9 protein-coding genes are annotated in these 14,072 nt (G+C 62.5%); 3 read left to right on the top strand and 6 right to left on the bottom strand.

Features of this window, described 5'->3' with window-relative positions; all coding sequences use genetic code 11:
* Window positions 1-12: 12 nt before the first annotated feature.
* From BGC09_RS00300 to BGC09_RS00310, 3 genes are all read left to right on the top strand, one after another.
* Window positions 13-669, top strand: a complete 657-nt coding sequence (locus BGC09_RS00300; protein WP_069801199.1) for a hypothetical protein — start codon at window positions 13-15, stop codon at window positions 667-669.
* Between the two features lie 18 nt (window positions 670-687).
* A complete protein-coding gene (locus BGC09_RS00305; protein WP_069801200.1) occupies window positions 688-2,532 on the top strand; it encodes a tetratricopeptide repeat protein in 1,845 nt (614 codons plus the stop codon).
* A gap of 662 nt (window positions 2,533-3,194) precedes the next feature.
* A complete protein-coding gene (locus tag BGC09_RS00310; protein ID WP_069801201.1) occupies window positions 3,195-4,178 on the top strand; it encodes an aldo/keto reductase in 984 nt (327 codons plus the stop codon).
* 114 nt (window positions 4,179-4,292) lie between these two features.
* On the opposite strand, the gene BGC09_RS00315 is transcribed toward BGC09_RS00310, so the two are convergent.
* From BGC09_RS00315 to BGC09_RS00340, 6 genes are all read right to left on the bottom strand, one after another.
* On the bottom strand, window positions 4,293-5,438 hold the full coding sequence (locus tag BGC09_RS00315) for a phosphotransferase (protein WP_176728802.1): 1,146 nt from the start codon (window positions 5,436-5,438) through the stop codon (window positions 4,293-4,295).
* A gap of 42 nt (window positions 5,439-5,480) precedes the next feature.
* A complete protein-coding gene (locus BGC09_RS00320; protein ID WP_069801203.1) occupies window positions 5,481-6,365 on the bottom strand; it encodes a sulfurtransferase in 885 nt (294 codons plus the stop codon).
* A 33-nt stretch (window positions 6,366-6,398) separates the two neighbouring features.
* Window positions 6,399-6,941: a DUF6391 domain-containing protein gene (locus BGC09_RS00325; protein WP_141727564.1), complete on the bottom strand. Its 543-nt coding sequence runs from the start codon at window positions 6,939-6,941 to the stop codon at window positions 6,399-6,401.
* 104 nt (window positions 6,942-7,045) lie between these two features.
* The gene (locus tag BGC09_RS00330) at window positions 7,046-8,605 is read right to left on the bottom strand and encodes an FHA domain-containing serine/threonine-protein kinase (RefSeq protein ID WP_069801205.1); all 1,560 of its coding nucleotides are present in this window, start codon (window positions 8,603-8,605) and stop codon (window positions 7,046-7,048) included.
* Between the two features lie 392 nt (window positions 8,606-8,997).
* The gene (odhB, locus tag BGC09_RS00335) at window positions 8,998-10,371 is read right to left on the bottom strand and encodes a 2-oxoglutarate dehydrogenase complex dihydrolipoyllysine-residue succinyltransferase (protein WP_069801206.1); all 1,374 of its coding nucleotides are present in this window, start codon (window positions 10,369-10,371) and stop codon (window positions 8,998-9,000) included.
* Window positions 10,372-10,596: 225 nt separating this feature from the next.
* Window positions 10,597-13,452: a 2-oxoglutarate dehydrogenase E1 component gene (locus BGC09_RS00340; RefSeq protein ID WP_069801207.1), complete on the bottom strand. Its 2,856-nt coding sequence runs from the start codon at window positions 13,450-13,452 to the stop codon at window positions 10,597-10,599.
* Window positions 13,453-14,072 lie beyond the last annotated feature (620 nt).

Genomic DNA, 14,072 nt, shown 5'->3' on the forward strand with positions numbered 1-14,072 from the left:
GGAGGTACAAGTATGGGGGATACATTGAACAGCACCTTTGAGCTGCAGACGGAGAGGGGGGAGCTGTTTTGGTGGCCGTTGCTGCTCGAGGCGCTAAGCTGGCACGGCTTTCATTTTACCGCGCCGGGGAAGCCCCCTGGGGTGGGCTACTACTTCTACCGGTCCTCCGTGCAGGAGGAGGATAGCGACTTTGTGTGTGGCTCCTTCCGCGAATTGTGGGAGAGGATCGTAGATCGCCGGGCCCAGGTCATGGTGTCGCTATGGTCCTCAACTGCTGATTCTTTTCCCCTGGATCTCCTGATCGCTTCGGGGGGGAACGCTGCCGCACTCAGCGTCTCGCTGGGGTGTGATGATGCGTATCTGGGGTCGGATGATGTCGACCCCGAGACGGTCAAAGAACGGCTCCGGCTGCTCTGGGAGTGCTCCAAGACGCTCTTTGTGGCCTGCCAGCCCTGCCGTGGGGAACTGAGCTGGGGAGAGGCGGCTCCTGGCACACCGGCGCTGGCCAGCTTCGGGCAGCCGCTGGAGGTGTCTGAAGAGGTGCGACATCGGTGGCGGCTGCAGGTGCAGGATCTGGTGTTGCCAGGCGGCGAGCGGATCTTTGTGGCGCAGCCCTGGTACGTGAGGAGGCGGCAAGGCGAGCTGGCTTACTGGCCCCTGGAGGACTAAGGGCAACGGAGGCCGCCGATGGCTGGAGATCAATATGAGCTTGCCGGACACCCTGGAGATAGTCAAGCGAGGGGCCAGAGCGGCGAGGGTGCGAGGCCGTCCGCCGCAGTTGATCTTCTCTGCGCGAGGTCTGAGCGACTCCTGAGCGAAGTGCATGCGGCTCTGCGCAGCCGCCATGTGGCTTTGCTGACCGGTCTGGCCGGTAGCGGTAAGACGACGCTGGGCCGTGCCTATGTGCGCCACTTCGGCGCACAGTATGCGTCGGTGATCTGGCTTGATGCGCTTGCTCCTGAAACACTGGTCGCTGATCTGCTGGCTCACTCTGAGTTCCTCCCGTCGGTGAGGGAGGGGTTAGGCAAGGGAGCAGAAGGCATTCGGCAGATCATTGAGGCGCTCCTGGCGGTAGATGGTCTGTTGCTGGTGCTTGATCATGCGACACTGACAAGCGAGGGGCTGCCTATGGCCAGCGGGCGCTCCCCCAAGGGCACGGTGCTGGTCCTGACTCAGGAGCAGCTACCGGCCTCTGTAATGGCGGGCTTCGAGCTCAAGCCGTTGGAGGCAGAGGATGGCGCTACCTTGCTCTTGGGTCAGGCTGGCCTGCTGGCGGTGGAGGCCTCACTGCAGGAAGCTCAAGCTCAGGAAGCTCCGGGGGAGCGCCAGCGGCTTGCTCTGGAGATCTCCCGCGAGCTGGCGGGTTCCCCTCTAGCCCTGACGCTCGCGGCTGGGTATCTGGCGTTGACCGGTTGTACGCTTGAGTGCTATCTTTCTGCCTGCCGTAGTGATCCGTTGCGGCTCTCTGGCGCCGGCGATCGCCATACCGCTGCTGCCAGGGTCGCCTGTCATCTGCTGCTGGTGCATCTGGAAGGGGCTGACCCTGATGCTCTGCGCCTGCTTGAGGCTTGCGCGCTCTTTGCTTGCCCCCCGGTGCCTCGCGCGGTGCTCCAGCAGGATGCACTCCTCCAGGCTGTCTTTGGCACGACGGGGGCAGCCGGAGAAGAACGCTTCCAGCATGCCCTCCATACTCTATTGACGGGGCGGCTCCTGAGCGCGGTGCAGGTGTCAGGCAACTATGAGGCCTTGGAGCTGCATCCGCTGCTGCGCGAGCTTGTTCTGCAGGCCCTTTCTCAGCAGCGACAGGTCATCCTGCGAGAAGCAATTGCGGCTGCCTGTCTATGTCTGGCGGAGGCTTCAGGCCCTCCGAGCGCTTCTTCATTGGCGCTCTGGTTCCGGCTGGCCGGGCATATTCGCGAAGGAGCCGCTGCTGATGAGCGGTTGCTCCTCTCGGGAGAGCAAACGGCGGATGCCTACGCCTGGGCTGCCTCTCTGTTAGGAGCGCAGGCGTATTTCAGTGCCGCTGAGTCGCTGTTGCGCCGGGCGGTCATGATCTGGGAGCAGGTGGCCACCGATACTGCCCTCGCTAAAATGGCTGGCGCTTGCCTGTATTTAGGAGTGTTTAATGCCCACCTCCAACGCTATACGCTTGCTGAAAGGTATGCCCAGCGGGCACTGACGATAACACAACAGCTTCCCTCAGTACCGCCTCTGCGCCTGCTCGACTGCATCACGACCCTGGCCTGGATTTACGAAATGGCTGGGAGGCCTGCTGAGGCCCGGCGCTTCTATCAGAGAGCCCTCGCGTTCGGGGACACGGCTAGCCTGCGGGCTCATCCTCTTTACCTGGCAGCAATGGAGGCTGCCCGACGACTCTCTCCAGAGGAGCGGGAGACTCTTCCAATAGATAACCCACCGAACCCACCGTACCCAGGCTTCGAAACATCCGCCGAAGCAGAGCAAGATGAGCCACCAGCAGTCAACCCTCCGTATACGGGCTTCGATCCCCCTGAAATATCAGATGTCTTATAGTCTAGACTACCTCAGCGCGCTCGCTCGTCAGAAGGGTACAAGCCCTGCTGTACTTGCTCCGTCATACAGACAAGGTAACCTGCACTGAGGGGGGACTCGGTGATGCCAGTATTGCCCCAGGAGGCCAGATGCTGCAGCAGGTGGAGGCCAAGCGCCTGCTCGGTCTACCAAACTGACCTCCTGCTTCCTTCATCTGGCAGGAGGTCCCTAACGCTAAAGCGCAAGGCGGAGCGGAGCAGAGCAGAGCAGAGCGGCCCGTTGCAAATTTCGTATTAGTCGGCGAAATACGAAATTTGCAACGGGCCGCAGAAACGCCTCTCCGCCGCCTCCATGCCACCGCTCTCACCTGGCCTACTGGCTGTCACCTGCCACGGAGCCGCCTTTCTCCTTCTCACGAGCGCATCAACAGTCAGCCCAGAGTCAGCAGAGACCGGTTTTCCCGGATCAACCTGCTTGCCGGCTGCCCGCTGCCCTCTCCTCGACGCCAGGCAGGCCCGGACAGCACTGATGGCGCCGCTGGCCACTGCTGCAGAATCGGCCAAAGATCAACCAGGATTTGCCTGGGTCCCCGGCCTCTGAGATCGCTATACTTTCTTGTGGAAAGCAAGGCTACTCACAGAAGAAGAGAAAGACAAGCAAAGCAAAAAATACTGAGGTGAATTGTGCAATACACTCGATTAGGAAAGACAGGTCTAGAGGTCTCGCGCATCTGCCTTGGCTGCATGAGCTTTGGCGATCCCACGCGCTGGATTCATCCCTGGGTCCTTGATGAAGAGCAGAGCCGGCAGATCATCAAGCGGGCGCTTGACCTGGGCATCAACTTCTTTGACACGGCCAATGCCTACTCACTTGGGGTCAGCGAGGAAATCCTTGGGCGCGCCCTCAAAGACTTTGCCAGCCGAGATGAGGTTGTCATTGCCACGAAGGTCTTCTTTCCGATGCGTGGAGCCCCCAACGGAGCCGGTCTCTCGCGCAAAGCCATTCTCAGCGAAGTCGACCACAGCCTCCAGCGCCTGGGAACCGACTACATCGATCTCTATCAGATTCATCGTTGGGATTATCAGACCCCGATTGAGGAAACAATGGAGGCGCTCAACGATCTCGTTCGGGCCGGCAAGGTGCTCTACATCGGGGCTTCAGCCATGTATGCGTGGCAATTCCAGAGAGCCCTTTTCGTGGCAGAGCAGCATGGCTGGACGCGCTTCGTCTCCATGCAGAACCATCTCAACCTCATCTACCGCGAAGAAGAGCGCGAGATGCTGCCGCTCTGCCGTGCCGAGGGCATCGGCGTGATCCCTTACAGCCCCCTGGCTTCTGGCAGGCTGGCACGCGAAGTCTCACAGCAGCAGACCAAGCGCGCGGAAACGGACCAGATTGCCCGGCGCAAGTACGACGCCACTGCTGCAGCCGATCAGCGCATCATCGATCGGGTCGGAGAGCTTGCCGGTCAATACGGCGTTCCACGAGCCCAGATTGCCCTGGCCTGGCTCCTGCAGAAGGAACCGGTCACTGCTCCTATTGTTGGAGCCACCAGGGTCAGCCAGCTGGAAGAGGCCGTCGGCGCCCTCAACGTCCACTTGAGTGCCGAGGACATTGCCTACCTTGAAGAGCCGTACGTACCGCATCCTGTCGTTGGCCCGGAGTAAGCTGCCTGTCTGTAAGCACAACCTGCTGGTCCTCCTCCGTCGGCAGCGCCCTTCCGAAGGATTGCCGACGCCAGGCCAGCAGGCTGTGCACGGGGGGGGAAGTCACAGCGCCACTCAGCTGGTGGCGGCCTCCTCCCACAACTCGGCCAGCCAGCGCCGTGCGCGCCGCAGCCAGCCCGGCCAGGCACTCGCCCAGGCCAGCCGTTCCAGCACGTCGTCGATCTCTTCCTGACTCCCGATCTCGTCCAGCTCTGCCCCCTCCGCGAAGAAGAGATCCTCCAGTGGACCGTTGATTGTCAGAATCGGCACCGTCAGCGTCAGCGCCTCTGCCAGACAGACGGCCTCCTGCCCCTGGGGATGGGCACGCGCCCCATAGCCGCGCAAAAAGGCCCGTGCCCGCTCTGGTTCCAGTCCTCGGGCTACCAGTGGGCGCGTCTCTCCCGTCGCAGGTTGCCAATCCAGAGCACTGAAGGCAAAGAGGGCTGCCGCCACCTCCAGAATGCGCTTCTCCCAGCGCGAAGCATAGAAACCAGTAACTGAGCACACGCCCCTGGCATCGAAGCGCAGATTCAGCGCCTGGTAATCTCCGTGAATGTGCAGCTCAGGCAGCCCACGAGCCGCCCCGAGGGTCATCATCGCTGCTGGTAGTGCCGCTTCCCACTGCTCGACCCAGGTCTGCAAGGCGCTGGCGACCGCTCCCACCTGGCAACGCTCGGCGCGCTCACGGGCCAGATTGAGCCAGCCCTGCACCAGCCCGCCGGCCTGCAACTCCGCAGGCCAGCGGTGCTGCGGACCCGGGAAGCGGAGTGACGCCTCGTGGAGCTGCGCCAGCGTGCTGCCAGCGGCCTCCACCCAGCGCAGCCCCCGTGGTCCCACGCTGGCGAAGTCCTCCCCATCTGGCCACTGCTGTAGTTCAAAGCGCTCCTCTCCCCCCAGCTCCAGGCAATAGGCCCCCGTTGGGGTCTGGCGCAGAGCGGGCACAGGTAAACCTGCCAGGCGCAAAAAGCGCTGAAAGCGATAGCAATGCTCACCATCCTCGCCTGCCGGCCCCTCTGGGCGCGGGCGCAACAGATAGCGCTCCCCCTCGATCTCCAGTAGCATGCCCAGCGGCTCAGGGCTATAGGGAGACGTCAACAGGCCCAGGGGCTGCCAGGATGAGAGGCCGAACCCCTCCATGATCCGCTCCAGATCAAAAGAGGGCTGTGCAGACCCTTCCCAATGCTCGCCCCCACCAGCCTCAGCGGAGAAAAACCCCTCCATCAGCATGCCTCACGAAACAGCACATAGAGCCGCACGACAGCACTACACTTCCGTAGGGAGATCGGGACGGACCCCCCACTCGTTCCAGGAGCCATCGTAATTTGTCAGATGAGGATACCCCAGCAATGCCAGACTAAAGAGCACCACCGTCGCCGCCACGCCGCCATTACAATAAGCGATCACCTGTTCCTCCGGGCGCACTCCGGCGCGGGCAAAGACAGCCGCGAGCTCCTCGTTGCTGCGGAACAGACCCGTCTGAGGATCAACCAGCTCCTCACGCGGAATATTGATGGCGCCCGGAATATGTCCCCGACGACCCGGGCGGCGCACCACCTGACCGCTGTACTGGCCCACATCGCGGGCATCAATCACACGGACTCCTGCCCGTCCCAGAGCCGCCAGCACCTCCTCCGCCGTGGCCCGCAACGCCGGCTGCACCCGCGGTGTAAAGACCGCGGGCGGGAACTGCGGCACCTCCGTCGTCAGCGGACGCCCCTCGCGCAGCCAACGCGGAAAGCCTCCGTTCAGCACCCGTACCTCGCGATGACCATAGTAGGTCAGCGCCCACCACAGGCGCGTGGCAAACTGCGAGGCCGGATGTGCATCATAGGCCACCACCACATGCTCATCCCCTATACCCAGCCGCCCCAACACCTCAGCAAAGCGCTCCGGCGGCGCCACCTGCGCCTTCACCTCGCTAGCGGGATCAACGATATCGCTCGTCCAGTCAAGATAGACCGCACCTGGAATGTGCCCTTGCTCGTACTCAGCGCGCGCTCCCTCGTAGACTGCCTCCTGCTCACCCGCTCCACGCTCCACGGTGCGCACATAGCCGCGCATATCCACAATACGTAGCCTTGGATCGTGCAAGTGCTCCTCCAGCCAGGCCGGCTCGACCAGCAAGCGGTCGCGCTGGTCACTTGCCATTGTCGCCAAGCCTCCTTTCTCCCATCACCAGGATCACCAGGAGAACAACCGAGCCGCCTCCGGGTTCTCCGTGCTCACAAAATGGGCCGGTGTTCCCAGCACCTCGAAGCGCTTCACCCCAGTGATGCGCATCGACGATGAGGGCGTCTGGGTTGTCAGATAGCGTTGCACCGTTAACCCCAGAGGCCGCGCCAGAACCAGGGCCGCCGTCGTCGCCAGAACCACATTATTGAACGTATTGAAGGGGCGCCGCATGCGCGCCACCGTCATCGCCGACAGCCCACTCAACACGCCTGCCACTGCCAGATTCGTGCCGCAGCGCTCATGGACCGCCAGCTCCGGCTGCGTCGTACGCAGCAAGTGCAGCGCCTCCTCAGCTGCTGGCAGCACCTCCTCTGTCGGCACATCGCCAAAAACCAGAAAGCCCAGCGCCGATGACACCCCAGAGAAACGCACCTCCGGGAACTTACGGCTCAGCAGCACAATGGTGGCATGCTCCAGCGCATGATTCTGACGCACAGCGCTGCCCAGCAGCAACTGCTGCATGACCGCATTCACAGGATTCAACGAAGCCATCGCTCGTCCCCCTTTCCGGGCGAGGAACAGGCCAGCCTGAGCAGTGATCGCATCTGCCAGGCGACCATATTCGTCCCGCCTCCTGGGAACCACGTTCCTTTTCCTTACTTATAAACTATATGAAAGATCAAGCGTTCATCGCCGAGTTGGATCACATCGCCATCGCGCAGCATGGTCTGCTGAATACGCTCGCCGTTCACCAGCGTACCATTGGCGCTCTGCAGATCCTCCAGGTACCAGAAGCCGCTATCGAACCACAGCCGGGCATGGCGGCGCGAGACTGTACGACCGGCAATAATAAAATCATTGCCATTGGTGCGCCCAATCGTCGTCACATCCTGATGGAAACGGAAAGAGCGACCAGCCAGCGGTCCACTCTGTAGAGTCAAACTGGCCAACACCACGCGCCCCTGAGCATCGACATAGCGGTCCTTTGCCGCCTTGCGATCGGCCAGTTCATAGCCGCAAGTCGTACAGAACAGGCGCGTGCTCGGGTTAGGAGTACCGCAGCGGAAACACGATAATGTCACCGTGGGGAATGGTGTACCCGACGTGGCACGGGGTGCCAACGGCTCCCCCAGGCTCTGGCCAGAGGTAGAGCTGCTACTGGCACCTGTGGCAGCGGGCGTACCATAAGAAGGAGCGGACTGCGGTCTGGCTCCAGGGGGAGCTGGCCAGGACCCCAGTTGAGGTGAGAGCAAGGTAGAGACCGATCCGCTGCTGCTGCCCTCGGAAGAAAGAGGAGGAGGCACTGTTGACAGCCGCCAGGCGCGTGGCAGCGGCAGACGAGCCGCATTCATTGCCGCCGCCAGAGCCTCCGCCATCTCCTCGATCGACTGGTAGCGATCAGCAGGCGCCTTAGCTGTCATCTTCACCACAACCTGCTCGATCACCGCTGGCACTCCCGCCTGACGCAGCGGCTCAATCGGCAGCGGCTCCTGCAAATGCTTGAGCGTCACACTGACCGGATTCTCCGCGGTGAAAGGTACCCGCCCCGTCAGACATTCAAAAAAGACAATCCCCAGGGAGTAGATGTCGCTGCGCTGATCAACAGCCTGGCCTGTGCTCTGCTCTGGAGACATATACTGCGGCGTCCCAATGCCCACCCCGGCCCGTGTCAGGTGCGTCGTCCCCTCCAAGATCTTAGCAATCCCAAAATCAGAGAGCAACAGGTGGCCATCGCGACGCAAGAGCATATTACTCGGCTTCACATCACGATGGACAATATTATGGCTATGAGCGCAGCGCAGCCCCTCTGCCGCCTGGAGCAAAAAGTCAACAGCCTCCACCAGGGACAGCGAGCGACTCTTCAGGCGATCCCGCAAAGTGCCACCGTCGACGTACTCCATGACGATGTAGGTAATCTTTTCCTGCTCGCCGAAGTCGTGGATCTGGACAATATGGGGATTCACCAGCTTGGCGACCGAACGGGCCTCCTGCTCAAAGCGCTTGACAAAGACGGGGTCATGGGCATAGCGAGCCGGAAGCACTTTGACCGCCACATAACGGTCGAGCGAGGGCTGGTAGGCTTTAAAGACCGTAGCCATCCCGCCCGCCCCCAGCGGCTCGACGATACGGAATTGACCCAGGGACCGCCCAACGAGGGCCTGGAGATCATCGGCATGCCCCTTCTGCCGGGCATAGGGATTCTCTGATGGTTGCATAACCGGCTCATTTCCTCGATTCCTGCCATCAGTCGAACGACTCCAGAGCGCTCCCTCTCCCCTTCTCCTCAGCCAGCCAGGCTCGTCCGCTTCTACGCACCCACACCGTCTCTTGTCGGGCGGTGTGGGCAAGGCAAGGCCCTTCTCCCCTCCCTCCTGGCAAGGAAGGCGGACCAGGTACGGACAGCACAGCTCTGATTATCGCCTAACAGGCCGTCCCTGTCAATCGAAGCAAACACCCTGCCCACGGCACCAGGCCATCTGTCTGACTGTCTCCTCCCCATGCCCGCCCCCACTCGTCGTGCGGAGGCTGCCAGCCCGGCGTCCAGGCTCTCCCAGCCCAACCCACTCCCGCTCCCGCTCCCTCCGCCACCTGAAGCCTTGCCTGTCAGCTACCCTTCCAGCAGCAGCCGCTCGGGATCTTCCAGGAGTTCCTTGACCCGGACCAGGAACTGCACAGCTTCGCGGCCATCGACCACGCGATGGTCATAGGAGAGCGCCACATACATCATGGGACGTACAACCACCTGTCCATCGACCACAACCGGACGCTCCTGGACCTTGTGCATCCCCAGAATGCCTACCTGGGGACCATTGAGGATCGGCGTCGAAAGCAGCGAGCCGAAGACCCCGCCGTTGGTAATGGTGAAGGTCCCTCCCTGGAGATCCGCCAGCGTTAGCTCATTGCTGCGCGCCCGCCGTGCCAGCTCCGCAATCTCCCGCTCGATCTCCACAAAGCTCTTACGGTCAGCATCGCGCACCACAGGCACAACCAGCCCTTCATCCGTACTCACGGCGATGCCAATGTCATAGTAGTGCTTGACCAGCAGCTCGCGCCCTTGCAATTCCGCATTCAGATAAGGGAAAGCCTTGAGTGCTCCCACCACTGCCTTCGTGAAGAAGGACATAAAGCCCAGCGAGATGCTATAGCGCTGCTTGAATTCCTCACGGTGACGGGCCCGCACGGCCAGAATAGCGCTCATGTCGACCTCATTAAACGTGGTCAGCATGGCCGCCGTGTGCTGGGCCTCCACCAGACGTTGAGCAATGGTCAGGCGCCGACGCGAGAGCCGGATGCGCTCCTCACGCCGCGATTCCAAGGGCAGCAGTGGCGGCGGCTCCAAGACTGGTCCCGCCGTAGCGCTCGCCCCATCCCCTCGACCTGGCTGCGCGGTCACCGGGGCCGTGGCTGCAGGTTGCGATGGCTGCGACTGCGCTTGCAACTGAGCCTGGGCCGGGGCCTGACCTTGCTGGAGCGCCTGCTGCTGCTCCAGATAGTGCAGGACATCATCCTTGGTGACTCGCCCATGCGGGCTGCTGCTCTTGACCTGCGAGAGATCAATGTTGTACTCAGCGGCAATGCGACGCGCCAGCGGAGAAGGTGGACGTTGCCCATCTGCAAGACGCGCACCCGACGGTATGCTCTCGGGCTGAACCTCTGCCCGCACCTGCTGGGATGGAGCCGAGGCCTCAGGCGAGGGCCGTGCCTCACCCGTAGCGGACGCGGCGCTCGCCCCCGTCGCAACGGCGGCCTCCTCGAGACGAGCCAGAACCTCACCAACGGCCACATCCTCCCCCTCACGCTTCACAATCTCGGTCAGCACCCCGTCATGGTCCGCGGTCACCTCAACGCTCACCTTGTCGGTCTCCAGCTCCGCCAGCACTTCGCCCTGACGGACCTGCTCCCCCTCGCGCTTGTGCCAGCGCGCCACCGTGGCCTCAACCACTGATTCGCCCAGGGGAGGAACACGAATATCTATCGCCATTTTCTCATTCTGCCTTTCCTGCTGCAGTGCTGACTTCTGCTTTTGATGAGTGCAAAGCCTTTCTCAGAAGCGGAAGAAAGCCAAAGGCGAGCCAGCGAGCCGATCCTCTTCGACCACGCTGGTAGCTCCCGGCCTATTATAGCATTGCCGGGCCTGGCCTGTCGGCACAGCTCAGCGCGGCCCGCCCTGGCGCCATTCGTCCCTCGTCGTTCCTCGGCCTCGGCCCTAGCGCCGACGTTTGCCTGCTGATGCCTCCGCGCTACGCTTTTCCACCAGCACACCGCCCTCGCCAAGCAGAGCCTCCTCGATCAAAGCGCGCTGCTCGGCCTCGTAGCGGTCCATAAAGCCGGTGGCCGGGCTGGCGCTCTCGGGGCGCGCCAGCACCCGTAGCACCGCCTGGGACGCAGGGAGCGAGGCAAGCAGCCGTTGCAGGCGGGGCGCCATATACGTCCAGGCCCCCATATTGAGCGGCTCCTCCTGGACCCAGACCAGTTCTTGTAAGGACGGGTAGCCGCTCAACACCTGCAGCAGCTCCTCGGCAGGCAGCGGATAAAGTTGCTCCACGCGCACCACTGCCACTTCGCTGGCCTGTGATCGCTGCTCGCTTGCCAGCAGATCGATAGCCATCTTCCCACTGCACAGCAAGACCCGGCGGATGGTCTGGGCCCGTTGCCGCGCCTCGGTATCGTCGAGCACTGGCTGGAAGCGCCCGGTCGTGAGCTCCTCCAGCCTCGCCGCCGCCAGCGGATGACGCAGCAGGCTCTTGGGGGTCAGGGCCACCAGTGGCAAGGGATGACGCTGGAGACTATGCGCCTGCTGACGCAGCAGATGATAGTATTGGGCTGCCGTTGAGCAGTTGGTCACTCGCCAGTTATTGCCCGCCGATAGTTGGAGGAAGCGCTCCAGGCGCGCACTCGAATGGTCTGGTCCCTGGCCCTCATAGCCATGCGGCAGCAGCAGCACCACCGATGACTGCTGACGCCACTTGGCCCGTCCTGAAGCGATGAACTGATCGATCATGACCTGGGCTACATTGGCGAAGTCGCCGTACTGGGCCTCCCAGAGCACGAGCGCCTCTGGCGCGTGCACGCTGTAGCCATACTCGAAGCCCAGCACCGCCGTCTCGGTAAGCGGACTATTGTAGATGGCGAAGCTGGCCTGGGCCTGTGAGAGATGCTGCAGTGGCACATAGCGCTCGCCCGTACGGCTATCGTGCAGCACCGCATGGCGCTGGCTGAAGGTCCCCCGCTCCGAATCCTGGCCACTGAGGCGAATCGGGACACCATCGGCCAGAATCGAGGCGAAGGCCAGGGCCTCGGCATGACCCCAATCGATACTGCCCTGCTCTAGCGCATCGGCGCGGCGCTGCAACACGCGAGCCAGGCGCGGATGAACAGTAAAGCCCTGGGGCCAGCGCAGCAACTCGCGATTGAATTGGCGCAGCTGGTCTGCTGAAACCGGCGGAGCTGGCTCCAACTCCACCGCCAGACCGTTCTGGCCATTGCCTCCCAGCTGCTCGAAGCGGCGCGGGTCCTCGTCTACCTCCTGCTTCGCCCGCCGCAGTGTTGCAAAGGCCTCCTCCACCATCTGCTTGCACTCCTGGGCAGTCGCCACCCCCTGCTCCTGCAGGCGGCGGGCATACAGCTCGCGTACTGTCGGGTGGGCACGGATCAGCTCATAGAGCTGCGGCTGAGTAAAGGCCGGCTCATCGCCTTCGTTATGGCCCCACCGCCGATAGCCCACCAGCTCAATCAGGATATCCTTGTGGAACTCATCGCGGTAGGCATGGGCCAGGCGAATGGCGGTCAGAGCAGCCTCGGGGTCGTCGGCGTTGACATGGATGATGGGGATACTGAAGCCCTTGGCCAGATCGCTGGCGAAGAGCGTCGAACGGCTCTCCTGGGGTTCCGTAGTAAAGCCCAGCTGGTTATTAAGAATAATGTGGATGGTCCCCCCGACCGCATAGCCCTGCAGATGCCACAGGTTCAGGGTCTCCGCGACCACCCCCTCGCCCGGGAAGGCAGCATCGCCGTGGATCAGGATCGGCAGGGTTCCATCCAGTTCCTGACGCGGCTCCCCAGCGCGATCGCGACGCTCCTGGGCCGCGCGTGTCATGCCCTCCACCACCGGATTCACAAACTCCAGATGGCTGGGATTGGGCGCCAGGATGATCTTGAGCGCCAGCGAGCGGTCACCACCCAGCAGGTGCTCCGCGCCAAGATGATATTTCACATCGCCGCTCCAACCGAAGCCGAAGGTATCGGTCAGCGGCACTCCCTCCTCGTGGCGCGTGTGGGCGAACTCCGCCAGAATGGCCTGGTAGGACTTTCCCAGGACGTGGGCCAGCACGTTGAGGCGCCCACGGTGGGCCATGCCGATGATGACCTCGCGCGTCTCCGACTCCAGCGCACAGCGGATCAACTCGTCAAGCATCGGCACCAGAACATCGCAGCCCTCAATCGAGAAGCGCTTCTGGCCGGGATAGGTCTGGTGCAGGAAACGCTCAAAGATCTCCACCTGGGTCAGGCGCTGCAGCAACTGGCGGCTGGCCTGGGGACTGAGACGGCGCTGGAAGAGCTGCAGCCCTACGGCATCGCGCAGCCAGAGACGCTCATGGGGACTCTTGACCTGGTCAAACTCGTAGCTGATGGTTCCTGAATACATGGCCCGCAGGCGTTGGATAGCCTCCAGGGCGTTGCGCGCTCCCTCGGCGGCATGCCCACCAACAACACTGGCGGGCAGCTGGGCCAGGTCCTCTTCGCTGAGGCCGTGACTCTCGGGCAATAAGGCCGGGTCGCCCTGCGGCGGGCGCCCAAGCGGATCAAGCTGAGCCGCCAGATGACCCCGCTCGCGGATAGCATGAGCCAGCGCCACCGCTGCCACCACCTTCTCTACAGCAAACGGCGCCCCCTCTGCCCCCCCCAAAGCCGGGGTCTCCCCCTCCTCTCTGATCACCGGCCTCCAGCGAGCAAAGATGGCGCGCGTCTTCTCATCTACTGCCGAGGGATCAGTCCGATAACGTTCATACAGATCGAGCACATAGCCTGCATTTGGACCATAAAATGTCTGTAAATTATCCATCGGTTTCCTTTATGCGGCTTGACACAGAGTGATGAATATGGCATACTCAACGCGGTAGCCTCTATCCACCGAGAGTAAAGACAAGCACAGTCCAGACAGATGCGAAGAGGGAGCCAGTAGGCCGCTTCCCTGGTTCCAGAGAGTCCGGGCAAGGTGAGAGCCGGATGCTAAGGAGCAGGCCGAAGATCACTCCTGAGCAGCTAGCAGAACGCGCAAGCGAGTAGAGCTAGCCGGCACCTCTCCGTTACCAGAGAGGGTCGCCTGTCTCAACCTCTCGACGAATGATCCCGCCTCCGCGCCGAGCCGCGCCGAATCGCGGCAACGGCCTTCAACCGAGTCGGGCGGCGCGCCTGAGCGCTTGACGTAAGAGACAAGCAGAACAAGCTCATGCGTGCCATGCTGGCCCGATCAGACTGAGGGTGGGGGACCGACAAATAGTATATCACATCGAGGGAGACGGCGGCATGGAGCGAGTCACGACGAGTGCCAGATAGGCCAGTCCACATCAGCTGGCAGCTGGAATGAATGCAATTCCGGGGACTGGCTCGCTAACGGTGCCCGGTCGTGACTAATGCGGGTGGTACCACGGGAAGCCCTCTCGTCCTGCGCGGATGAGAGGT

This window comes from Thermogemmatispora onikobensis (assembly GCF_001748285.1).
Lineage (GTDB): Bacteria > Chloroflexota > Ktedonobacteria > Ktedonobacterales > Ktedonobacteraceae > Thermogemmatispora > Thermogemmatispora onikobensis.

What these genes read in the sequence shown, in the direction of transcription:
- BGC09_RS00300 (WP_069801199.1), top strand. Translation starts at nt 13, where the DNA reads ATGGGGGATACATTGAACAGCACCTTTGAGCTGCAGACGGAGAGGGGG.
- BGC09_RS00305 (WP_069801200.1), top strand. Translation starts at nt 688, where the DNA reads ATGGCTGGAGATCAATATGAGCTTGCCGGACACCCTGGAGATAGTCAA.
- BGC09_RS00315 (WP_176728802.1), bottom strand. Translation starts at nt 5,438, where the DNA reads ATGGAGGGGTTTTTCTCCGCTGAGGCTGGTGGGGGCGAGCATTGGGAA.
- BGC09_RS00320 (WP_069801203.1), bottom strand. Translation starts at nt 6,365, where the DNA reads ATGGCAAGTGACCAGCGCGACCGCTTGCTGGTCGAGCCGGCCTGGCTG.
- BGC09_RS00325 (WP_141727564.1), bottom strand. Translation starts at nt 6,941, where the DNA reads ATGGCTTCGTTGAATCCTGTGAATGCGGTCATGCAGCAGTTGCTGCTG.
- BGC09_RS00330 (WP_069801205.1), bottom strand. Translation starts at nt 8,605, where the DNA reads ATGCAACCATCAGAGAATCCCTATGCCCGGCAGAAGGGGCATGCCGAT.
- odhB (WP_069801206.1), bottom strand. Translation starts at nt 10,371, where the DNA reads ATGGCGATAGATATTCGTGTTCCTCCCCTGGGCGAATCAGTGGTTGAG.
- BGC09_RS00340 (WP_069801207.1), bottom strand. Translation starts at nt 13,452, where the DNA reads ATGGATAATTTACAGACATTTTATGGTCCAAATGCAGGCTATGTGCTC.